At 44.3% G+C, this 20,835-nt stretch carries 24 protein-coding genes; 14 read left to right on the top strand and 10 right to left on the bottom strand.

All coding sequences use genetic code 11. The annotated features are described in order from the left end of the window. Positions 1 to 34 precede the first annotated feature (34 nt). On the bottom strand, positions 35 to 382 hold the full coding sequence (locus tag ICN19_RS02905) for a hypothetical protein (RefSeq protein ID WP_068320591.1): 348 nt from the start codon (positions 380 to 382) through the stop codon (positions 35 to 37). A 771-nt stretch (positions 383 to 1,153) separates the two neighbouring features. Here ICN19_RS02905 and ICN19_RS02900 point away from each other — a divergent pair. The 4 genes from ICN19_RS02900 to ICN19_RS02885 all read left to right on the top strand — a co-directional run bounded on the left by ICN19_RS02900 (position 1,154) and on the right by ICN19_RS02885 (position 5,022). Continuing rightward, positions 1,154 to 3,178, top strand: coding sequence for an acyltransferase family protein (locus ICN19_RS02900; RefSeq protein ID WP_216245654.1), 2,025 nt, complete (start codon positions 1,154 to 1,156; stop codon positions 3,176 to 3,178). A 244-nt stretch (positions 3,179 to 3,422) separates the two neighbouring features. Beyond that, entirely contained in the window at positions 3,423 to 3,737 is a 315-nt protein-coding gene (locus ICN19_RS02895; protein WP_216245650.1) for a hypothetical protein, read from the top strand. A gap of 75 nt (positions 3,738 to 3,812) precedes the next feature. Beyond that, on the top strand, positions 3,813 to 4,304 hold the full coding sequence (locus ICN19_RS02890; RefSeq protein WP_216245648.1) for a helix-turn-helix domain-containing protein: 492 nt from the start codon (positions 3,813 to 3,815) through the stop codon (positions 4,302 to 4,304). Then, positions 4,297 to 5,022: a nucleotidyl transferase AbiEii/AbiGii toxin family protein gene (locus ICN19_RS02885; RefSeq protein WP_216245646.1), complete on the top strand. Its 726-nt coding sequence runs from the start codon at positions 4,297 to 4,299 to the stop codon at positions 5,020 to 5,022. Before ICN19_RS02890 ends, ICN19_RS02885 begins: the two co-directional genes overlap by 8 nt. Positions 5,023 to 5,033: 11 nt before the next feature. On the opposite strand, the gene ICN19_RS02880 is transcribed toward ICN19_RS02885, so the two are convergent. From ICN19_RS02880 to ICN19_RS02865, 4 genes are all read right to left on the bottom strand, one after another. Next, positions 5,034 to 5,405 (bottom strand): hypothetical protein, encoded by a 372-nt coding sequence (locus ICN19_RS02880; RefSeq protein WP_216245644.1) that lies wholly within the window; start codon positions 5,403 to 5,405, stop codon positions 5,034 to 5,036. Positions 5,406 to 5,409: 4 nt separating this feature from the next. Next, positions 5,410 to 5,634: a hypothetical protein gene (locus ICN19_RS02875; protein ID WP_216245642.1), complete on the bottom strand. Its 225-nt coding sequence runs from the start codon at positions 5,632 to 5,634 to the stop codon at positions 5,410 to 5,412. 70 nt (positions 5,635 to 5,704) lie between these two features. After that, positions 5,705 to 6,613 carry an amidohydrolase gene (locus ICN19_RS02870; protein WP_216245640.1) on the bottom strand — a complete coding sequence of 303 codons (909 nt, stop codon included), beginning with the start codon at positions 6,611 to 6,613 and terminating at the stop codon, positions 5,705 to 5,707. Further along, the gene (locus ICN19_RS02865; protein WP_216245637.1) at positions 6,600 to 7,595 is read right to left on the bottom strand and encodes a tripartite tricarboxylate transporter substrate binding protein; all 996 of its coding nucleotides are present in this window, start codon (positions 7,593 to 7,595) and stop codon (positions 6,600 to 6,602) included. Before ICN19_RS02865 ends, ICN19_RS02870 begins: the two co-directional genes overlap by 14 nt. Positions 7,596 to 7,715: 120 nt before the next feature. On the opposite strand from ICN19_RS02865, the gene pcaD reads away from it, so the two are divergent. The 4 genes from pcaD (at position 7,716) to ICN19_RS02845 (ending at position 10,473) form a co-directional block, all read left to right on the top strand. After that, positions 7,716 to 8,531, top strand: coding sequence for a 3-oxoadipate enol-lactonase (gene pcaD / locus ICN19_RS02860; RefSeq protein WP_216245635.1), 816 nt, complete (start codon positions 7,716 to 7,718; stop codon positions 8,529 to 8,531). Between the two features lie 55 nt (positions 8,532 to 8,586). After that, positions 8,587 to 9,165 (top strand): HdeD family acid-resistance protein, encoded by a 579-nt coding sequence (locus ICN19_RS02855; RefSeq protein WP_216245632.1) that lies wholly within the window; start codon positions 8,587 to 8,589, stop codon positions 9,163 to 9,165. 63 nt (positions 9,166 to 9,228) lie between these two features. After that, the gene (locus ICN19_RS02850) at positions 9,229 to 9,408 is read left to right on the top strand and encodes a hypothetical protein (RefSeq protein ID WP_216245630.1); all 180 of its coding nucleotides are present in this window, start codon (positions 9,229 to 9,231) and stop codon (positions 9,406 to 9,408) included. A gap of 3 nt (positions 9,409 to 9,411) precedes the next feature. Next, complete coding sequence (locus tag ICN19_RS02845) at positions 9,412 to 10,473, top strand: acyltransferase (protein WP_216245628.1); 1,062 nt, start codon at positions 9,412 to 9,414, stop codon at positions 10,471 to 10,473. 12 nt (positions 10,474 to 10,485) lie between these two features. Here the strand turns inward: ICN19_RS02845 and yjgA are convergent, their stop codons facing one another. The 3 genes from yjgA to ICN19_RS02830 are packed head-to-tail and all read right to left on the bottom strand — an operon-like array spanning position 10,486 to position 11,705. Then, a complete protein-coding gene (gene yjgA / locus ICN19_RS02840) occupies positions 10,486 to 11,013 on the bottom strand; it encodes a ribosome biogenesis factor YjgA (RefSeq protein ID WP_216245626.1) in 528 nt (175 codons plus the stop codon). Between the two features lie 31 nt (positions 11,014 to 11,044). Beyond that, complete coding sequence (locus ICN19_RS02835) at positions 11,045 to 11,362, bottom strand: helix-turn-helix domain-containing protein (protein ID WP_216245624.1); 318 nt, start codon at positions 11,360 to 11,362, stop codon at positions 11,045 to 11,047. A gap of 40 nt (positions 11,363 to 11,402) precedes the next feature. Beyond that, positions 11,403 to 11,705: a type II toxin-antitoxin system RelE/ParE family toxin gene (locus ICN19_RS02830; RefSeq protein WP_216245622.1), complete on the bottom strand. Its 303-nt coding sequence runs from the start codon at positions 11,703 to 11,705 to the stop codon at positions 11,403 to 11,405. A gap of 115 nt (positions 11,706 to 11,820) precedes the next feature. Here ICN19_RS02830 and ICN19_RS02825 point away from each other — a divergent pair, with 115 nt between their 5' ends. The 6 genes from ICN19_RS02825 (at position 11,821) to ICN19_RS02800 (ending at position 19,395) form a co-directional block, all read left to right on the top strand. After that, positions 11,821 to 13,446, top strand: a complete 1,626-nt coding sequence (locus ICN19_RS02825) for a GMC family oxidoreductase (RefSeq protein ID WP_216245621.1) — start codon at positions 11,821 to 11,823, stop codon at positions 13,444 to 13,446. A 22-nt stretch (positions 13,447 to 13,468) separates the two neighbouring features. After that, a complete protein-coding gene (locus tag ICN19_RS02820; RefSeq protein ID WP_216246021.1) occupies positions 13,469 to 14,356 on the top strand; it encodes an EamA family transporter in 888 nt (295 codons plus the stop codon). Between the two features lie 144 nt (positions 14,357 to 14,500). Continuing rightward, positions 14,501 to 15,685, top strand: a complete 1,185-nt coding sequence (locus ICN19_RS02815; protein WP_216245620.1) for an ABC transporter substrate-binding protein — start codon at positions 14,501 to 14,503, stop codon at positions 15,683 to 15,685. 144 nt (positions 15,686 to 15,829) lie between these two features. Continuing rightward, positions 15,830 to 16,708, top strand: a complete 879-nt coding sequence (locus ICN19_RS02810; RefSeq protein ID WP_216245619.1) for a branched-chain amino acid ABC transporter permease — start codon at positions 15,830 to 15,832, stop codon at positions 16,706 to 16,708. Further along, positions 16,708 to 18,636, top strand: coding sequence for an ATP-binding cassette domain-containing protein (locus ICN19_RS02805; RefSeq protein ID WP_216245618.1), 1,929 nt, complete (start codon positions 16,708 to 16,710; stop codon positions 18,634 to 18,636). The genes ICN19_RS02810 and ICN19_RS02805 overlap by 1 nt, the downstream gene beginning before the upstream one ends. A 30-nt stretch (positions 18,637 to 18,666) precedes the next feature. Then, on the top strand, positions 18,667 to 19,395 hold the full coding sequence (locus tag ICN19_RS02800; protein ID WP_215348454.1) for an ABC transporter ATP-binding protein: 729 nt from the start codon (positions 18,667 to 18,669) through the stop codon (positions 19,393 to 19,395). Between the two features lie 57 nt (positions 19,396 to 19,452). Here ICN19_RS02800 and ICN19_RS02795 read toward each other — a convergent pair whose 3' ends face one another. Further along, the gene (locus tag ICN19_RS02795) at positions 19,453 to 19,953 is read right to left on the bottom strand and encodes a hypothetical protein (RefSeq protein ID WP_216245617.1); all 501 of its coding nucleotides are present in this window, start codon (positions 19,951 to 19,953) and stop codon (positions 19,453 to 19,455) included. Between the two features lie 59 nt (positions 19,954 to 20,012). Continuing rightward, on the bottom strand, positions 20,013 to 20,831 hold the full coding sequence (locus ICN19_RS02790; protein WP_216245616.1) for a sulfite exporter TauE/SafE family protein: 819 nt from the start codon (positions 20,829 to 20,831) through the stop codon (positions 20,013 to 20,015). Positions 20,832 to 20,835 lie beyond the last annotated feature (4 nt).

Raw genomic sequence — 20,835 nt, 5'->3', positions numbered from 1 at the left:
AGCCAAGAAAAAAGCCCCTTTTGGGGCTTTTGATTTATGCGACTTTTGCTAGTTTTTGTGTTGCGGCCCTTTTCTTTTCGGCTTTTTGTCGCTCAAGCTGTTCTTGAGCAATCATTTTGTATTCCCCCTCTACAAAGCGCTTTAACGCCTCACGCATTAGTGGCTGATAACCCATTTCATATTTCACGCCTAAAAGCTTAAGCGCATCAATTAAATCCTTATTTAATCGAATCGAAATCATTTGCAATCCAAGGGCCTCATCCATTTCAGAGGCAACCTTGCTAGAAGCAACGACTGCGTGATCTAGGCTTTGACCAAGCTCACCGTTCTCCCACGCCTCTGGAGTGTCTGCAATTTCAGTTGCAACTTGTTTGGTGCTCATTTGTATCCTCATTTTAAATAAATTTAGCGATTACTTAGCGTTTTTGTATATACTTAATTCTACTTCATTTGGTGGATATGCCGTTCTTAAGTACACATTACCAGCCTTGAAAACGCAAACTACCTTTAGTTTTACGCACTGGTGATTTTCTGCTATAAACCAATAGGTTGGCGGGTTTGTCTTATTGTGGGCCCTATCATCCTCAATGTACCTGTTATCAATATGATTAAAGAAGCACTCCTCTACATCCACTCTTCTTATTTGATGCTTATCCCAAATATGAGCCAAAACCTGCTCGCTAATTATTAAATTTTTCATTCGTAGCCTAATGAATTTGTATATACAAAATTAATTTTAATTCAATAATTAGAGCAATACAAATTTTTCTAAGAATTTAACTGCAGTTAGTCAAAAAGACATCAGTATTTCCACTTAGGCACCCAAAAACCCTGTTTTGCTGGTTTTTATTGCTTGCTTTTTCATAAAGCCCCAGCATTACCCCCCCCTTTTTTTTTTGCATGGTCTCTTTAGGGTGTTTGCTGTCCTCCAGAGCTGCTCAAGTGGATTTCTAGCTTTAAATGGCTGCGAATACAGCAAAAATAAACGGCTACACAAAATGTAATGTTTATTGGATTTCTAGATAAAAAATTAGGCGGGTAATAGCCTTCTAAGCCATATTTTATATAGGACGAAGCCTGGGGCTAAAAACCGCGACAACCATAACCACAATCTGAGGTTGCTTTTGTGTATCCTCACTAATTATTAGAACTTTTGACACCTAAGTCGTTTTTGAAAGATACCCCCAACAGCACCCATATCTTGGCTTACAGGCCAGATATTGATGGATTGAGAGCCTTGGCAGTTTTGCTGGTGCTCATTTATCACGCCTTCCCCAAGTGGGCTCATGGCGGTTTTATTGGTGTCGATATCTTTTTTGTCATTTCAGGATTCTTGATCACTTCTATCATTTTGAAGGGACTCTCCACCAATACATTTAGTTTTGTTTGGTTCTACTGCAAACGCATCATTCGGATCTTTCCGGCGTTGCTATTGATATTGGCAAGTTCGATTCTGCTGGGCTGGTTTTTTCTCTTCCCATCTGAATTGCAAATCCTAGGAAAGCATCTCATTTCAGCAGTGGGGTTTTTCTCTAACTTTACTTATCTGAGTGAGGCTGGTTATTTTGATAGTCGTGCTGTTGAGAAACCACTCTTGCATTTGTGGTCCCTAGCGATTGAAGAGCAGTTTTATATCATTTGGCCTTTCATTCTATGGCTGGGATATAAGTGCAAGCTGCGCATTGCCTTGCTCATTGTGGTGTTGTGGGTAATCTCATTTGCGCTCAATATTGATTATGCTCATCACTCGCCAGTATTAGATTTCTACTCACCTCAATCGCGTTTTTGGGAGTTGCTGACCGGTGCGTTTATTGCAAACCTAGCTTTAAGTCAAAACGGTGCGGGGCGCATTCCACTTCCTAGCTGGGTAAGCTATTCGCTGCCACAAATAGTCTCCATCTTGGGCTTTGCGATGCTCGTTGTTGGCGTGACGGTGACCTATGCGCATAGCCGCTTTCCAGCTTGGCTAGCGCTATTACCCGTGTTGGGCGCAACACTATTGATTGCTGCGGGTCCACGCGCTTGGATTAACCAATACTTCTTGGCTAGCCGTCCGATGGTGGCATTGGGCTTAATTAGCTACCCACTATATCTATGGCATTGGATCTTGCTCTCATACGCTCAGATCTGGGGTCCGGTATTTGTTGTGCAAAGATTGGTGCTGGTTGCTTTGTCAGTACTTCTTGCTTGGCTCACGTATCTGTTCATTGAGAAACCGCTGCGCAATAACGACTCCGTCAAACAGAAAGCATTGGTATTGCTTTTAGGTATGGCTATCGTTTTAGCTTGTGCCTTAGTATTCAGTAAAAATGGCTTTGAACAAAGACCGCTCAATCAAATCACTCAATTTGAGTTTTCTGGTGAAGATGGTGGTAATGGTGGATTTCAGGAAGATGGTTGTGGACTATCTGACCCGAGCCTCAATCATTTCTTTGCCAGCTGTTTGCAAGATCGGCGTGAGCCTGCGCAGTTTGCATTGATTGGAGATAGTCACGCGACATCACTCTGGCCTGGCTTGATTCGTACCTCAGCGCCGCCATATCGCTGGCTCACTATCAATGGACCTGGCGGCCCCCAGAATATGAGGCCTTATCTCTCCAATGTTCGACAGAATGTGTCCGCTAAAGACTCCGTATATACCGATAAAGCGGTTGAGCAGCTGATTGCCAATCCCAATATCAAAGTGGTACTCCTTACGTTCTCAAGCAACAGTCTTTTGCCTTCAATGGCTGATGCCAATGAATACGATCAAGCTGAGGCTTATAAAGGTCTAGATAGTGTTGTCACTAAACTCATTACTAATCATAAGAAAATAGTGCTACTGGTAGACAACCCCCACTTAGCATCTCCGCAAGATTGCTTTCATCGCAAAGTAGGTATTTCTGCACTGGATAACTTTAATCAGATTGAGCCAGCCTGTGAAATGCCGATTGATCAATATCTAGCATTTACAGCAAAGTACCGCGCAGTCCTAAATAAGCTTGCCTTGGCCCACCCAACTGCAGTGTATGTATTTGATGCAACACCATATCTTTGCTCCAAAGAACAAGGTGTATGTTCATATCAAAAAGAGGGCAGAAGAATGTACTCATACGGAGCCCATGTGTCTGACTATGCTGCAGGCAAAGTAGGTGAGCCGCTCAATCAATATCTTACCGGCATCGTTAGTAGGAAATAAATAAACCAGTATTAGTTTTGCTATAGATTGAATGAATGTGCAGAGTTCGTAACATGCAAGATCGTCATTGGTGGCTTGTAAAAATTGATTACCTCAGCCCCATCATTTGAATAGGGTTTTCCTATTCTTTAAAATAAACGCAGTCACTGAACATGACTGCGTTTTTTATTGCCTAGCAATTTCCCAATCTCACTAAGGAGCTCGACATGATGTAACTAATTAATAAAAGTATGAGGAGTTTTTCATGTCGAGAACTTATAGACGCAAAAATCAACAACATGAATATGCTTGGGTCTTGAAGGACTGGAAGGCATTTTATAGTGGCGAACCTACTATTCGTCATAGCCCTAAATCTGTAGCTGGTCGAAAAGCAATTGCGATCTTTCATTCAGATACACAAGTCACTATGGGTGGCTCTGCGCCCCGTTGGTATCGGAATGCGTTTGAGCATCGTCGCAGGACGAGAAATAACCGAGTCATGAGGCTTTGGTTGATGGGTTTGGCGGACCCTATTTTTGAGGCGCGCCACAGGCATGATGCCAACTGGTCATGGTGGTAGTGTCTGGGAGGTGGTTATTTAAATATGTTTCTAATAATTTACAAAAAATAATTAATGTATATAATAAGAAACATTATGAAAAATCTCCTGGACAAAAAAGCTACTCAGAACCCACCTTCTCTTCTGCGTTTGGGTGGCCAAATAACGGCTAGAAGAAAGGTTTTGGGGATTCGCGCTCAGGTTTGTGCTGAAGTAGTAGGCATTTCAAGAGTGACATTGCATCGCATTGAAAAGGGGGAGCCAAGTGTCAGCATGGGCGCTTATTTGCAGGTTTGTGAGGCACTCGGTTTGCATTTAGCTTTGATGCCTTTGGGCTCCCTTCAGGGTGAGGCTACTAAAGATCATATTCAGAATTCTGAAATGCCTCATATTCGGATTAAAGACTTTCCGCAACTAAAAGCATTAGCGTGGCAACTAAAAGATGACGAGTATTTAACTGATGCCGAAGCGGTATCAATTTATGAGCGCAACAAGCGCTTCTTGGATTTGGATAGCCTACAAAGACATGAGCGAGCGTTAATACAAAGACTGGTGGATACAAGAGGCATGGAGCAATTACTTGTTTAAAAGAAAACACCATCAGGTTATTGCCGATATTCTTCGGCAGCTCAATGGAGATCTGCTGAGAGATCATCGTTGTTATTTTGGTGGCGGCACAGCAATTGCTTTGTCGCAAGATGAATATCGCGAGTCTGTTGACATTGACTTTCTGATCTCCGATAAAGAGCATTATCGAGAGTTGCGGAATTTGCTAACGGATTCCCAGGGTATTTATGCGATTGCCAAAAATGGAGCCAAATTAATCTTGGCCAGAGATATTAAGGCCGATCAGTACGGCATTCGCTCGGCCATTCAATCTGGAGACGTGCGGGTGAAATTTGAGATCGTCTTGGAGGGGAGGATTGCTTTTGAGAATCCGGACCCCCATGATCAAATCGAAGGCATTACTACGCTAACAAGAATGGATTTACTTGCTAGTAAATTATTAGCCAATTCCGATCGATGGAATGATGAGGCAGTTTTTAGTAGAGATCTTATTGATTTGGTAATGCTTAACCCAGGAAAAGCAGAGTTAAAAAATGCCCTTGAGAAGTCATTTGATGCATACGGAAATAGTATTCATAAAGACCTTCAGAAGGCCATAGATGAACTGCTATCTCGTGAGGGGAAGCTGGAAAAATCAATCAAAAATTTGCAGATATATTTACCTAAAGCACTGTTGTGGCAAAAGCTGAAAGATTTGAAGTCAAGCCACCTTGCCTACCTAGAGAAGCAGGGCGGCTAACTTTTAGGGCATCAAAGCCCGTTTTCGCGATAGTGCCTATACAGGTTGGCGATGGAAGCAAAGCCTAGCACCACAATTAAGACTGCAAATAAGTATTCAGTCGTGAGGTAGGTATAAACGCCCATTTGTACCAAGATAGTTGCCACAATAAATGCAGCTATCGATCCAAAGACTACTAACTTAAAGTTCGGAACAAAAGCCCCTAAGGTAATAGCGATAAAGACAATATAGAGATCAGATACCAGTTGATCGGCCGTTACAAATATGCCATTAGTCAGTTCTGGGTTGATGAACTTTCCTAAAACTACGATGACCAAGATAGAAGCCAAGATGGCAAAGTTAAGCTTTGCTTTTAGAAGGATGGTTTTAAATTGATCAGTCATGGTTTTATGAAGCGCTACCGTTAAATACGAGGCTGATGCCAATCCATAAAATAACAAAAGCAACTAAGACAGTTGAGCCAATTTTTTTGAGAAAGTATTCCAAGCTATCCATGTAGACCTCATCACCTCTACCGAAATAATGGTCAAAGCGCTTCCAAAATAGACGGCCCACAACTAGCGGCAATAGTATTGCGACAATTCCTAAAATAACGGTAAGCGTGTTATCCATATTGATTTGTAATCCCTCTTACTCAATTTAAAAGTAAAGACCTCTATCTTGGGTGATTTAGGTCATTTGGCTAGTTATCAGCCGGAAAGTCATACAGGATACAGGGGTTGTCGACCAAGATCGAATTTCTGAGGTTTTCATCCTGCACCCAATCCCCAAGGAGGTCGCACAAGTCTGCATCATGTGGCATTTGCTTCTTTACCATGACATGCGGCCAGTCGCTCCCCCAAATTAAGCGGCTCGGATTTGCCTTAATGACAGCATCGGAGAATGGGCGCATATCAAAGTATGGGAGATTGCCGTCGCAGATGCGATAAGGGCCAGTCATTTTGACCCATGCACGCTCGTGTTGAATTAAATCTAGGAGCCCCTGAAATCCTTTATCAGTAACGCCGTGTTTGGCGTGAGAGTAGCCAAAGTGACCAAATACCAGATCCACTGGAAAATCTTCAAAGGTTTTGGCAAGGTTAGGATATTCGTTCACATGCATCAATAACTCTAAGTGCCAACCAAACGCTTGAATACGTTTTGCGAGATTGCGTAATTGCTCAATGGGTAGACCAGCGGATTGATCAGCAAGATCAACAATATTGCAACGAAGCCCTCTGACACCGGCCGCATGCAATTGGGCGAGTTCATCATCGCTCACAGCTTTAGGATCATTTGAAATTACTGCCACTCCACGAAACTGTTGTGGGTGCATTTTCAGGGCAGCTAACATGGCACTATTGTCTGTGCCGTACACGCTAGGTTGAACTAGAACAGCGCGACTGATTCCCAACATCTGTAATAGTGCTTGGTAGCTTTCTAGTGTGGCATCTGGTGGCGTATAGATACGCTCCTCTGCATAGAGGTATTGGTTGGCTGGTCCACACACATGGGCGTGGCAATCTACAGCCCCCGCCGGAAATACAATTTTAGGAGATCGAATTTCAGGGTCTGGGGCTTGGCACAGTGGCGCCGTCTTATTGGGGTTCAATCGCAGCTTCCTTGGCGATCTTTTGATACTTGCCCATCTCTTCACGAACAAACTTTGCAAACTCTGCTGGATTCATTGGGGTTGCCTTAATACCTTTTGTTTCGTAGGCAGTTTTGACTTCGGGATCTTGCATTGCCTGATTAATATCTTGATTAATCTTTTTCACGATGGCTGGTGGTGTAGCGGCTGGCGCCCACACCCCAAACCACAAACCAATCTCAAAGTTAGCATAACCCTGTTCTGCAACGCTAGGAATATCTGGAACTGCTGCATTACGAGTTTTACTAGTAACTCCAAGGGCGCGTACTTTGCCGCCCTTCAGTTGGCCAATCGCGGTATCTAATGGAGCCATGTAAAAAGCAGTGCGTCCGGACATGGTGTCAGCAATAGCCTCAGGCGATCCTTTGTAAGGAACATGAATGAGTTTGATGCCCATGATTTGATTAAAGTATTCGGCCGCAAGATGGGTCGAGCTACCAACGCCTGCTGAAGCGAAAGTGATTTCATTGGGTTTGGATTTGGCGGCAATCACTAAATCACGAATCGATTGATAGGGGCTATCTGCCGCAGTAATCATGACATAAGGGGTTTGGCCCAAAATAGCGACATCTACCAAACTCTTGAGGGGGTCGTAGGGAAGCTTTTTATAAATAGCAGGATTAGCTGCATAAGAGGCAGATTGCACCAATAAGGTATATCCATCAGGCTCAGCGTTTACAACTACACCCGTACCAATAAGGCCGCCAGCGCCAGGGCGATTCTCAATAATGACTGATTGCTTCCAGGTCTCCGAAAGGCTTTTAGCCACTACGCGTCCTGCGATATCGGCACCTGAGCCAGTGGTTAAGGGAACTACCATCTTGACTGTGCGATTAGGGTAGTTTTGCGCATAGCTCAGGCTTACTCCACAAGCAAGGCCTACCGCGAGGATGCATCTACCAAATGTAGAGGTAGAAATCTCATGAATGAGTGAGGCGAACATCTTGTCTCCTTAGTATTTTTATAGTTTCGTTAGATAATCTAACATGGTCTGAAGATTTGATAAATAGAGATCAATAGAGATTAATAAAGATAGCGAGAACTAAAGATAGGGTGGAGATCAATGAGTCAAATGCAGGATTTAAAAGTAATTAAAGTGAATGGCATTGATATTGCCTACCGTTTTGATGGCCCTGAAGATGGCCCTGTTTTATTAGTGGCAAATAGTTTGATGGCCAATGGCAGCATGTGGGATGGCAACGTACCCGCTTTAGCCGATCGCTATCGTGTTCTCCGTTACGACAAAAGAGGACATGGAGGTTCTGGTCTTAGTGAGGGTCCATACACTATCGCTCAATTAGCAGATGATGCAATTGGGCTATTGGATGCGCTTGGCATTCAGAAGGCTCACTTTATGGGTTTATCGATTGGCGGTATGATCGGCCAACAATTGGGCGCACGCTTTCCTGACCGCATTTTGTCTCTAACACTCTGCAACACCGCTTCAGAAATGCCGCCACGTAGCTTATGGGAAGACCGTTTTCAAATTGCTCGCACTCAAGGTATCGCTGGCTTAGTTGATGGCACGATTCAACGTTGGTTTACCGCCCCCTTTATTCAGCGCGCTCCACAAGAAATTGAAAAAGTGCGTCAAATGATCCTAGGGACGAATGTTGCTGGTTATATGGCGTGCGGCAGTGCGGTACGAGATATGGCACAAAGTACAATGTTATTGAAGATTAAGACTCCCACCTTGGTGTTATCAGGACGCTCTGATCCAGCCTGTACTGTTGACCAAGGCATAGTTTTGCACCGCCTAATAGATCACTCCAAAATGGTGATCTTAGAAGAAGCGGCGCACTTATCCAATATTGAGCAGCCAGAAGTATTTAATAAAACAGTACGTCAATTTATTGATTCGGTTGACAATACTTTGTAAGCTAGCCTAGTTGTTTCATTTTTAGTAGCGCCTATTTAAAACAGAAAGTACCTTTATGACCGAACTATCCAATGCTCAAATTCAAGAGCTCCGCACAAAAGTATTAGGCGCAGCCGCCAAGGTTCCAGGTGCCTTAATTGGTCTGGGCATTTTATTCATCGTGCTGGGTATGATTGGTATTGCTGGTCAAACACTGTTTTCATTTGTCACAGTGAATATCTTGGGTATCTTTTTGTTTGCTGGTGGCATCTTGCAAGGCGCTCATGCTCTCAAATCACATGGCTGGAAAAGCGTAGGTGTACAGCTTGTACTAGCGGCACTTTATATTGCTGCAGCACTCTTTACTTGGGCTTTCCCAATTCCTGCCCTTGAAGCAATTACTCTCTGGTTGGCGGCAATCTTTTTTGTAACGGGTGCCTTGCGTTTAATCTCTGCATTTCAGCATCGTCACTTCCGCGAATGGTTCTGGTTGGTACTCTCTTCAGCGCTTTCTATCTTAATGGGCGTACTCATCATGAATGGCTATCCTGAGTCTAGTCTTTGGCTTCCTGGCATGTTGATTGCAATTGAGCTCTTATTGCAAGGCTGGTCATTGTTGTTTATGGGCTTAGCAGCACGCTCACTCATTAAATAAATTAATAGCAAATTAGTCGATATGGATTTATAGAGTAGAAACATAGGATAAAAAGTCTGCATCATGGCAATGAAAAAAACCGATCTCTATAAGAACTTGGCTTTGAAAACTGCGCAGGGAATGAAGAACGCTGCTAAGTCTCCTAAGCCAGGCACCGCTGAAGCCGCAGCAAAGTCTAAAAAAGAGCTAGCGGGTGCAAATCCCTTGCTAGCTTCTTTGATGGGCAAATCCAAGTCAAAGTAATTTTTGAAGAAAGCAGCCCCGCTTTTTCTGATTGATTCTTTCAAGGTCTTTGCGGCCTTATTAATCATCCTGCATCATCTTTCTAGTTATGGGCAAATTGCAGAGGATGCGCGTCGCGTCCTTCCGGGCCTCATGACTTGGCTGTTTGAGTACGGCCGTTATGCAGTACAAATCTTTTTGGTGATGGCGGGCTATCTTGCGGCTCAGTCTTTAAGTCGATATGCCAATATTCAATTTAGCGCCAATGGTTTACTCAAGCTGATATTAAATCGCTATCTTCGTTTATTTGCGCCATATGCTGCTGCACTTATTTTTACTATTGTGTGCGCCTACATTGCGCGCCTCTGGGTCAATGATGAATTTGTCGGTCAATCAGAAACCCTTGCGCAATTTTTGGCACACCTCTTTTTTATCCAAGGAATCTTGGGCTTAGATTCCATTTCTGCTGGTGCTTGGTATATCGCAATCGATTGGCAGCTGTATTCAGTGCTAGCAATCTTGTTTGTCTCTTTTCCGAGATATCAGGCGTTAATTTGGTTAATCAGTGTATTGGCTGTGAGCTCTCTATTGTTTTTCAATCGCTCTGGTGACTATGAAGCTTATTTTATTTACTTCATTGGATCTTATGGCTTAGGTGTTTTAGCATATTTAGCGAGCCGCTTTGAGGACTTGGGAATCCAGCGCTTAGCGAAGGTAGTATTGATTTTGATTGGCTTGATTATTGCAGCCGCTTCGTTTCAGCAGGTATGGCTTAGAAACATTCTCGCTTGGTTGATAGCGCTTGCTTTGTACTTATGGGGCGACGCTCAATATCCTAAAGATATTGCACAGAGGATTGTTGGTAAGGTAATAGCTTGGGGAAGTCAGCGTTCGTATTGCGCTTTTTTAATTCACTTCGCCTTCATCTTACTGGCAAACACGCTTTACATTGCATCCGGTTTACATGCTCACGAAAGTGGCGCATTGGCTATTGCATTGATGTTGGGGGTTGTAACAACCAGCGCGATTGCAGCTAACTATGTTTATCGTTGGATAGAAGTTCCAGCGAACAAGCTGAAGGTCTAAAGCAAGCTAAGCTTAGAGACCCATATCTTTGAGAACGCGGAAGATCTCACGATAAGCTTTAGGTGGTTTGTTTTGCTCTTTCTCTTTACGCGCATTTCGAATCAAGGTGCGCATATTCTGAATATCCATATCGGGATATTGCTCAATCATTTTGGTAAATGCTTCGTCGTTCGCAATTAATCTATCGCGATAGCTTTCTAGAAAATGTAGCTTGGCAGTTTCCGCCTTGCTAACACCTTGTATAGCATCTAGACGTTTCTGAATAGCATCTAACTCTTCTGCATCCAAGAAGCGCATGAGTTTGCCAAGATATTGTTTGTGACGACGTATTGCCTCAAAACTTTTAATCTTGTTGGTTTCCGCAATAGCGGCTTTGATGGCCTCATCCAAAGGAATCGTTTTCAAAGCATCGCTACTGAGGGCTGCCAAAACCTCGGCCAGCTTTTGGCGCTCAGTCATTTGGCGCTTTAACTCTGACTTGCTTGGCCCTTCCTCGGCGTCAACCACCTTTGGAGTGCGATTCTTCTCATTAATATGCATATTGCTATTTTAGACGGGTATTGAACTTTACCTATTCTTTGTTTATTTTTTGTTTTAGTAGCTTCAGATCGGCACTGGAAAACAATTGGCTTCTGCCAATGATTGAAGACGGCTTTAATTTTCCGGTCTGAACGTATCTACGCAAAGTGGGAATAGAGATTTCTAAAAACTCTGCCGCCTCTTCTGATGAAAAGGTTGCATTTCTTAGGTGCCCAAATACCTGCTCATGCGTATAGTCGGTCTCTTGGAAAGCATTTATAGCAATTAAAGAGAAAAATTTAATACGTTCTTTTGAAGACATTTTTTGCACGTGAGCAAACAGATCCTCTGCGGTCATGTATTGAGTCATATATAGCCCTCACTTTCTGTATTGAAGCGGCTGAAGATTGTCATTTGAATCGAATAGATCTTTTTAGTTGCGTATAAAAATTTTCATGAGGTCCGATTTGGCAAAATTCAATCCAAGTTATTTCAACCACTCCTGAAAAATGATCAAATTGATAAGCCATTAAATATTCCTGCCCATTAAAGCGAAATTTATAAACAAAAACCCCCTGTAGATCCCCCAACTTTTGTTGGCCTATTCTAGGGTTATTACAAACCTCATCTACCCTAATTTCAATTTCCAACTGCAAAGGCTTGGAAGCCTTTTTTACAAATTGGGCAAACGCTTTTTTAAAGGTAGTTCTCATGATCTAATATTAGATCAAATTTGATTCTATAACAAATCAACAAAAATACCAAGAAATACCTGAATTTTTGTATTGGTAAATAATGGCGTTGGAATATTGCAATCAACATAAAGCTATGACTCAAACAAACACTTACGACTACATCATCATCGGAGCGGGTAGTGCTGGCTGCATGTTGGCTAAGCGTTTGACCGAAAACCCCAACAAGAAAGTCCTGCTGATTGAAGCTGGCAAAAATGACAACTACATCTGGATTCATATTCCGGTTGGATATTTATATTGCATAGATAACCCAAGAGCAGATTGGCGCTTTAAGACGGCTAGCGAAAAGGGTTTAAACGGCAGATCTTTGTTGTATCCGCGCGGTCGTGTTCTGGGCGGGTGCTCTTCTATTAACGGCATGATCTACATGCGTGGCCAAGCAGGTGATTACGAGTCTTGGGTACAAGCAACTGGCGATGACTCTTGGTCATGGGAAAACGCACTCAAGCGTTATATGTCATTCGAGGATTACCACAGTGCTGCTAATCAATGGCACGGCAAAGGTGGTGAGTGGACGGTTTCCAAGCAACGCTTGCGTTGGCCCATCATGGATCGATTTAAGGATGCTGCAGTAGAGGCGGGCATTCCAGCATCTGATGACTTCAATCGTGGTGATAACTTTGGCGTAGGTTACTTCGATGTGAGTCAACGCGCTGGTTGGCGTTTAAATACTTCTAAAGCCTTTTTAAGAGATGCTGCAAAGCGCGGTAATCTCACGGTATTGACTGAAGCAGTAGTGAACAAACTCAAGATTGATCCTGTAACTAAAAATTGTTACGGTGTTGAGTACATTAAGAATGGTCAAGCGCATGAAGCCTTATGTGCCATTGAGCATGGTGGTGAAGTATTACTAAGCGGCGGGGCTATTGGTAGCGTACAAATATTGGAACGCTCTGGAATTGGTGCCGCATCACACCTTAAACAATTAGGTATTCCAGTGATTGCTGATCTTCCAGGTGTTGGCGAGAATCTACAAGACCATTTGCAATTACGTATGGTTTACAAAGTCAATGGCATTAAGACCTTAAACACTAAAGCCAACACACTCTGGGGCAAGATGATGATTGGCTTGGAGTATGTATTGAAGCGCTCTGGCCCCATGTCGATGGCACCATCACAGCTGGGCGCGTTTGCTTATAGTTCGCCTGAGCAAAAGAGCGCGAATGTGGAGTATCACGTGCAACCCTTGTCCTTGGAAAAGTTTGGCGAAGACTTGCATTCATTTAATGCATTCACTGCCAGCGTTTGTAATTTACGTCCTACTTCACGCGGTAGTGTCCACATCAACTCAGTTGATCCAGAGGCACCGCCAGTCATTAGCCCCAATTATTTGTCGACAGATGAAGATCGCAAAGTAGCGGCAGAATCATTGCGCTTAACTCGTAAGATTGTTGAACAGTCTGCGCTCGCACCATACGCACCAGAAGAATATAAGCCCGGCGCACAGTATCAAACCGATGCAGAGTTAGTAAAGGCTGCAGGGGATATTGGTACTACGATCTTTCATCCAGTGGGTACTTGTAAGATGGGCCGCGCAGATGATCCGATGGCCGTACTGGACTCTCAGCTACGTGTGAGAGGGATTCATCATCTACGGGTAGTTGATGCTTCAGCGATGCCAACTATTACCTCAGGCAATACTGCTGCACCGACCATGATGATTGCAGAGCGTGTAGCAGAATTACTCACGCGTGAATAACATTCCACAAAAAAGCCACTCATTGCCAGCGAGTCATTTATTGCTGGCACTAGCCATAGTGGCCGTATGGGGTACTAATTTTGTGGTGATTAAGTTATCCCTAAATGCTTTTCCGCCATTCTTATTTGCCGCACTTCGTTACACCTTTGCTTTTTTACCTTTGGCACTTTTCTTTCCTATGCCCAAAGTCTCATGGATCAATCTCTGTGTTTATGGGTTGGCTGTGGGCGTAGGACAGTTCGGGATTTTGTATTTCGCGATCGATGGCCGCATCTCTCCTGGCCTTGCTTCATTAGTAATTCAGACACAAGTATTTTTTACTATCGGCTTTGCGATGTTCTTTGCTAAAGAGCGTTTGCGAACTTATCAAATAATGGCGTTGCTGGTTGCCATCGTAGGTTTGGTAGTTATTGCACTGCACACTGATGCCAACACGACTTTCCTCGGGCTTGCCTTGGTTGTATTCGCTGGTCTCTCCTGGGGGGTGGCTAATACTGTTAGCCGTAGGGCGGGTTCTATCAATATGCTGGCTTATGTGGTTTGGGCCAGTGGATTTGCTATTCCACCCTTATTTGTCGTGTCCTATTTATTTGAGGGTGGGTGGAGCCACATCAGTAGTTCATTAACCTCTGCTCCAGTAGGGGCTTGGGCCGGGGTTCTATGGCAATCCTGGGCCAATACCCTCTTTGGCTATGCAGCTTGGGCTTGGCTACTCTCTAAGCATCCTGCGGCGGTAGTGGCGCCTGCACCTTTGCTGGTGCCTATTTTTGGTATGGGTGCTGCTGCTTATTTCTTGGCCGAACCATTGCCCCCATGGAAGATCGAGGCGGCGGGGTTAGTGATCGCTGGCTTGATAGTGAATTTATTTTGGCCAAGCATTGCACTCAAACTCAAGCGGCATTTTTCATAAAAAATTGACTCTCTAGGGGCTAATGTAAAACCCTAATAGATACCTCTTTTTTTGCCATTGTATTAACAGTAAGATTACTGTTCGTTTGTGTTTTACCCATAAAAAAGTATTTATTCATTAGCAATTTTTAGTCATGGAGACTTTATGAACATTCGTCGTCACATTTTTGCAGTAGCAGCTACTGCGATGCTTGCAACCGGTGCTTACGCTGCCGATATCAAACTTGGTGTATCAGGACCATTCACTGGCGGCTCTGCCTCTATGGGTGTAAGTATGCGTGATGGTGTGCGTCTTGCTGCGAAAGAGATTAATGCTGCTGGTGGTATCAACGGCAACAAAATCGTTTTGGTTGAGCGCGATGATGAAGCAAAAAATGAGCGTGGCGTGCAAATTGCACAAGAGTTGATTAACAACGAAAAAGTAGTTGCTACTCTTGGTTACATCAATACTGGTGTTGCATTGGCTTCCCAGCGCTTCTACCAAGATGCCAAGATTCCAGTAATGAATAACGTTGCTACTGGTTCTATCTTGACTAAGCAATTCCCTAACGCACCAGAAAACTATGTTTTCCGTAATGCTGCTCCTGACAATATTCAAGCACCATTGATCGCTAAAGAGGCGGTTGAAAAGCGTGGCTTGAAGAAAGTCGCAATTTTGGCTGACTCTACAAACTACGGCCAGTTGGGTCGTGAGGACTTAGAGAAAGCATTGAAAGGCTATGGCGTAACACCGGTAGCGGTTGAGAAATTCAACATTGGTGACGTTGACATGACTTCACAATTGCTCAAAGCAAAAAATGCTGGTGCTGATGTGATTTTGACTTACGCAATCGGACCAGAGTTGGCACAAATTGCTAACGGTATGGCGAAGTTGGGTTGGAAGAAGCCAATGATTGGTTCATGGACATTGTCTATGGCTAGCTTTATTGATACAGCTGGTAAGAATGGTAACGGCGCAACAATGCCACAAACTTACATTCAGACTCCATCTACAACAGCTAAGCGTAAAGCTTTCCAAGCAGCTTACTTGGCCGAGTTCAAGCCAAAGAACAACAACATTGCATCTCCAGTTTCTGCAGCACAAGGATATGACTCTGTTTACCTCTTGGCAGCCGCTATTAAGCAAGCAAACAGCACAGAAGGACCAAAGATTGTTGCAGCATTGCAAGATCTGAAGGCTCCAGTTGACGGTGTTGTTATTACTTACAACAAGCCATTCTCTGCAACTGATCACGACGCTATTAAGATGAAAGACGTAGTGATGGGTGTAGTTGAAAACGGTCGCGTTGAATTCTTGAATGCTGAGGACGCAACTCCTAAGAAGAAGTAATTCAACTTAGTAAAGCGGGCAAAAATAACTTTATTTTGCACTGCAGCAATTGTTAAAACAAAGCGCCGCCCAAAAAGCGGCGTTTTGCTTACAATGTCGGATTCGTTAATAAAACAGTTTTAAGTATCTTTTAGGCCAACAATAATGGACATGCTTGCACAAATCCTCTCAAGCGGTATCGCGGTGGGGATGATCTATGCGGTAATCGCTTTCGGTTTCCAGCTCACTTTTGCCACATCAGGCACTTTGAACTTCGGTCAAGGTGAAGCGCTGATGTTGGGTGCTCTCGTAGGTTTAACCTGCGTTGACACTTTTGGCATGAACTACTGGGTAATGATTCCGGTCGTTTGCTTATTCGGCATGATTCAGGGTAGCTTCGTTGAGTTAATCGGCGTACGTCCTGCGATCAAAATTAAATCCGAGTTTGGTTGGATTATGTCCACCATTGCTCTCGGTATTATTTTCAAAAACGTTGCAGAAAACATTTGGGGTCGCGATGCATTGCCATTCCCATCACCATTGCCAATGGAGCCAATGAGCTTCTTGGGCGCAAGTATTCTGCCAATGGAAATTTTGGTGGTGGTTGGCGCGTTGGTCATGATGTTGTTAGTAGAATTTTTTAACCGTAAAACAATTTACGGTAAGGCGGTTGTAGCAACAGCAAACGACCGTGACGCTGCAGGCCTGATGGGTATTAATACCAGCGTCGTGATTACCTTCTCATATGCGCTTTCTTCTTTGACCGCAGCGTTTGCTGGTGTGTTGATTGCGCCGTTGACGCTGACTGGCGCAACCATGGGTGGCGCATTAGGTTTGAAAGCTTTCGCGGTAGCGATTATTGGCGGCTTGTCCAGTGGTATGGGCATTATTGTGGGCGGCTTGATTCTCGGAATTGTTGAGACTGCAACCGGTTTCTATATCTCCACTGGCTACAAAGACGTTCCAGGTTTGATCTTATTGTTGCTTGTACTCGCGTACAAACCATCTGGTCTCTTTGGTAAATCTGCAATTAAGAAAGTTTAATGATGAAGAAGTCTCTAATACCGCTATTAATTGCGATTGCGGCACTCTTTTGTTTGCCGTTGTTTGTCCATAACCCTTATTACATTCACTTAGTTGAAACCATTCTCATCTATACCATCTTGTTATATGGTTTAGACATCGTGGTGGGTTATGTTGGTCAGGTTTCCTTGGGCCACGCAGCTCTGTTTGGTATCGGTTCATACACCGCTGGTGTTTTGTACTTCCACTTTGGCTGGACAATTTGGGGAACGCTACCTGCATCTATCATCGTGACCTCGATCTTCGGCGGTATCTTGGCATTGCCAGCCCTGAAGGTAATTGGACCGTATTTGGCGATGGTGACCTTGGCTTTCGGAACCATTGCACAGATTCTGATTAATGAAATGACTTGGTTGACTGAAGGCCCATTGGGCATCAAGATTCCAAAGCCTGATTTAATGGGCGTGCCAATGACCAAGGCAGAGTACTTCTGGATGGTTGGCATCATTTTGATTCTTTCCATGATTGTTGTAGATCGCTTTGTAAAGTCACAAATTGGTCGCGCCTTTGAAGCTTTGCGTGATAGCCCGATTGCCTGTGACTGTATGGGCGTTTCCGTATATCGCTTTAAGGTGATCGCATTTGTGATCAGCGCTGCTTTTGCAGGTTTGGCTGGTTGCTTGTACGCCTACTCTGAGCAATATATTTCACCAAATACTTACAACAACGAACTTGCTGTTTTGTTCTTGCTCGGCATCATTATGGGTGGACGTAAGTCTCGCCTCGGTGCTTTGATTGGCGCAGCCATCATTGTGTTGTTACCTAAGCTCTTGGACGATATCAGCCTGTTCCGAATCGTTGCCTCGATCATTGCAGTTGTAGTGCTAATTGGTGCCGGCATGGCTTTGTCCAAGAAGACAACTACTCCGCGTCGCGTTGCTGTACCTATCGCTGGCGTAGTAGGCTTGGCCGCATTCTCATTCTGGCTCAATACGATTTCCGACTGGCGCTTGAGTATTTTCGGCTTCATGATTTTGTTGGTGGTGTACTACTTGCAAAACGGTATTGTTGGTTTCGCGAAGAGCTTCTATCAATCGATCGTTGGCAAAGCAAAAACTACACGTGGTGGTGATGCTGAAGTGGTTGATGACTCTATCAGCTTCATTAGTAATGTATCTAACGCGAATGCTGGTGCTGAGCTCTTGAAGGTTGACTCTGTATTAATGCAGTTCGGCGGCTTGAAGGCATTGAATAATGTTGATCTGAGCATCAAGCGCGGGACTATTCATGGCTTGATCGGTCCTAACGGTTCCGGTAAGAGCACGATGATGAACGTGTTGACAGGTATCTATGTACCTACAGCTGGTAACGTGATGTACGCTGGCGAAAGCGTTGTTGGTAAGACATCTTCCGACATCGCCTTATCTGGTATTGCACGTACCTTCCAAAACGTTCAGCTTTTCGGTGAAATGACTGCCATCCAAAATATTTTGGTTGGCTTGCATCACACCTTCAAGTCGAACATGGTGGAGATTGCATTGAATCTGCCACGCTACAAGCGTGAAGAAGCTGAGGCCCATGCTCGTGCAATGGCGCTTCTCAAGTTCGTTGGTCTAGATGATTTGGCTAATGAAGAAGCGCGCAACTTGCCTTACGGTAAGCAGCGTTTGCTCGAGATTGCCCGTGCCTTGGCATTGGATCCTGAGTTGCTTTTGTTGGATGAGCCAGCAGCAGGCTTGACAGCTCCTGACATTAAAGAACTCTTGCGCATTATTCGTAAGATCCGCGATAGCGGTATTACCTTCATCCTGATTGAGCATCACATGGATGTGGTGATGTCAGTTTGCGATACCGTTTCTGTATTGGACTTCGGTCAGAAGATTGCAGAAGGTAAACCAGCTGAAGTTCAGGCAGACGAGAAGGTGATTCATGCCTACTTGGGTACTTAATCACTAGAACATATTGAATCGGTAAATACCATGTTATCTATTAAGAATCTTGAAGCAGGCTACGGCAAAGTCAAAGTCCTCCATGGCATCAATATTGATGTTCCTAAAGGTCAAGTTATCACTTTGATTGGCTCAAACGGCGCCGGCAAAACAACAACCATGCGTGCTATCACTGGCATGATCAAGCCAACAGCTGGTGAGGTCACTCTAGGCGGTGAAAAAATTGATGGTTACGACTCTCATAAAATCGCTCGCCTGGGTTTGGCACACAGCCCTGAAGGTCGTCGCGTATTTACAACCATGTCAGTAACTGACAACTTATTGTTGGGCGCATTTCCACGCTTTACAGGTAGCCGTCCAAAAGGCGACATCAAGAATGACTTGGAAAAGTCACTCGAAATGTTCCCTCGCCTAAAAGAGCGTCGTAATCAATTGGCCGGAACGCTATCTGGTGGCGAACAGCAAATGTTGGCTATGGCTCGTGCCGTGATGCTCAATCCAGAGATTATTCTCTTGGACGAGCCATCAATGGGTCTGGCACCAATTTTGGTTGAGGAAGTATTTAAGATCATCTCTAACTTGAAGTCACAAGGTGTGACCATGTTGTTGGTTGAGCAGTTCGCTGCAGCAGCCTTGAATGTAGCTGACTACGGTTATGTGTTGGAGAATGGCAAGATTGCTACTCATGGACCTGCTGCAAAGCTCAAGGATGATCCTGCTGTGAAAGCAGCTTACTTGGGTGGCGCTGGTGGTCACTAAGTAGTCATTCAAGCTACTGGTATTAAAAAAGCCCTTAGCAATAAGGGCTTTTTCTTTTTAGCTAGCTAAGAGCTTTACTGCTTCCCGTATCAGCAGGGCGCGATAACCCATATAAATGGCAACTAAGGTAAATCCAAATAAAAAGAGCTTAGGTATCAATGCACCTTCAGCTACCAATTCACTATTAAGTAAGCTAATCGCTACGGCAAAAAAGAAGAGTGCCCCCAGTCCGAGGATGATCCAATTTTCATTGCTGCTGACTTGTTGAGTTTGGTTGTTGTAGGCGAGAACCTGAAGAGCTTCACCTTTTTGATAACCCGCTACTGCGATTTGATCGCCATCAGCAATCTGCATCGGCGATGAAAACTTGGCTTCAATTACCTTATCACCCAAATTAAATTTAGAGATAAAAAAGCGCTTGTAGTAGACCGAGGAATGGTCGTGGGTTGGCTTTTCAGGATTTACGTATTCGAGCAACTCATTATTGAGATTGCTAACCGTGCCAGAAATCGAACTAATAGAGCTTGATAGCAAAGAGCTTGGTTTATTGATGGACATCAGCAGAACTCCCAGAAGACTGATAGTGAGTATATAGAGAAGGGGTCGGAGGGGTTTTCTCATAAGGCGTTAACGCCCTTGATAGTAAGACTGATTGCAACGCCAAAGGTGAGTATGGCAAAGATTTGCTGGAGTCTTGGCCCGCTTAATTTTTTACCTAGTGCTCTTCCAATCAGAAGGCCACATAGAGCCCCTAAAGAAAAGGGTGCTGCAAGCGATAAATCCAAATTGCCTGAGACTGCAGAAAAGACTACGCCACCGCCAGAGATAATGGCAAGCACGCCCAGCGAGGTTGCAACAATCGATTGCACTTGCAAGTCTGTATAGCGTTTCAATGCCGGGACAATGACAAAGCCGCCACCAACTCCCAATAGTCCCGACAGAAAGCCAGCCCAACTTCCGGAGAGCATTAATGACCTAGCGCAGGGAATATTCCAACTCAATTTACCTACTTCTGGATTCAGTAGGCATGGGGGTGGCTTACGCTTTTTCCTGGGGAGTTTAAGAATTTCTCTTCTCGCCTGAAGTAGTAAACGGGTAGAGACAAAAAATAGCGTGGCACTAAAAAGAATTAGTAGCGGTGCGTTGGGAACTCGTTGTGCCACCCAAAGACCTAATGGCGAGAGGAGAAGTCCAAATGCGGCCATAAAGCCTGCAGCGCGATAACGCAAAATTTTATTTTTTAATCCCAGTAGTGCGCCCACACCTGCAGATAGAGCAATGGCTGAGAGCGAGACTGGCGCTGCTTCGGCTACCGGTAGATGTAGGACAAAAACCAGCAGAGGAACAGACAGTATGCCGCCTCCTGCGCCGGTAAGACCCATTAGTAAACCTACGATAAGGCCTAGGGCGGGGCTGATAAAGATCGAGTAGTCCATTGCA

Origin of the sequence: Polynucleobacter sp. AP-Capit-er-40B-B4 (genome assembly GCF_018882245.1) — a bacterium.
GTDB lineage: Bacteria > Pseudomonadota > Gammaproteobacteria > Burkholderiales > Burkholderiaceae > Polynucleobacter.
Note: the sequence above shows the minus strand (reverse complement) of the source record. Positions and strands in the feature narration are given on the sequence as shown.

What these genes read in the sequence shown, in the direction of transcription:
- ICN19_RS02895 (WP_216245650.1), top strand. Translation starts at nt 3,423, where the DNA reads ATGTCGAGAACTTATAGACGCAAAAATCAACAACATGAATATGCTTGG.
- ICN19_RS02850 (WP_216245630.1), top strand. Translation starts at nt 9,229, where the DNA reads ATGGCAATGAAAAAAACCGATCTCTATAAGAACTTGGCTTTGAAAACT.
- ICN19_RS02855 (WP_216245632.1), top strand. Translation starts at nt 8,587, where the DNA reads ATGACCGAACTATCCAATGCTCAAATTCAAGAGCTCCGCACAAAAGTA.
- ICN19_RS02795 (WP_216245617.1), bottom strand. Translation starts at nt 19,953, where the DNA reads ATGTCCATCAATAAACCAAGCTCTTTGCTATCAAGCTCTATTAGTTCG.
- ICN19_RS02830 (WP_216245622.1), bottom strand. Translation starts at nt 11,705, where the DNA reads ATGAGAACTACCTTTAAAAAAGCGTTTGCCCAATTTGTAAAAAAGGCT.
- ICN19_RS02835 (WP_216245624.1), bottom strand. Translation starts at nt 11,362, where the DNA reads ATGACTCAATACATGACCGCAGAGGATCTGTTTGCTCACGTGCAAAAA.
- ICN19_RS02880 (WP_216245644.1), bottom strand. Translation starts at nt 5,405, where the DNA reads ATGACTGATCAATTTAAAACCATCCTTCTAAAAGCAAAGCTTAACTTT.
- ICN19_RS02875 (WP_216245642.1), bottom strand. Translation starts at nt 5,634, where the DNA reads ATGGATAACACGCTTACCGTTATTTTAGGAATTGTCGCAATACTATTG.
- ICN19_RS02790 (WP_216245616.1), bottom strand. Translation starts at nt 20,831, where the DNA reads ATGGACTACTCGATCTTTATCAGCCCCGCCCTAGGCCTTATCGTAGGT.
- pcaD (WP_216245635.1), top strand. Translation starts at nt 7,716, where the DNA reads ATGAGTCAAATGCAGGATTTAAAAGTAATTAAAGTGAATGGCATTGAT.
- ICN19_RS02805 (WP_216245618.1), top strand. Translation starts at nt 16,708, where the DNA reads ATGATGAAGAAGTCTCTAATACCGCTATTAATTGCGATTGCGGCACTC.
- ICN19_RS02865 (WP_216245637.1), bottom strand. Translation starts at nt 7,595, where the DNA reads ATGTTCGCCTCACTCATTCATGAGATTTCTACCTCTACATTTGGTAGA.
- ICN19_RS02800 (WP_215348454.1), top strand. Translation starts at nt 18,667, where the DNA reads ATGTTATCTATTAAGAATCTTGAAGCAGGCTACGGCAAAGTCAAAGTC.
- yjgA (WP_216245626.1), bottom strand. Translation starts at nt 11,013, where the DNA reads ATGCATATTAATGAGAAGAATCGCACTCCAAAGGTGGTTGACGCCGAG.
- ICN19_RS02815 (WP_216245620.1), top strand. Translation starts at nt 14,501, where the DNA reads ATGAACATTCGTCGTCACATTTTTGCAGTAGCAGCTACTGCGATGCTT.
- ICN19_RS02810 (WP_216245619.1), top strand. Translation starts at nt 15,830, where the DNA reads ATGGACATGCTTGCACAAATCCTCTCAAGCGGTATCGCGGTGGGGATG.
- ICN19_RS02890 (WP_216245648.1), top strand. Translation starts at nt 3,813, where the DNA reads ATGAAAAATCTCCTGGACAAAAAAGCTACTCAGAACCCACCTTCTCTT.
- ICN19_RS02905 (WP_068320591.1), bottom strand. Translation starts at nt 382, where the DNA reads ATGAGCACCAAACAAGTTGCAACTGAAATTGCAGACACTCCAGAGGCG.
- ICN19_RS02825 (WP_216245621.1), top strand. Translation starts at nt 11,821, where the DNA reads ATGACTCAAACAAACACTTACGACTACATCATCATCGGAGCGGGTAGT.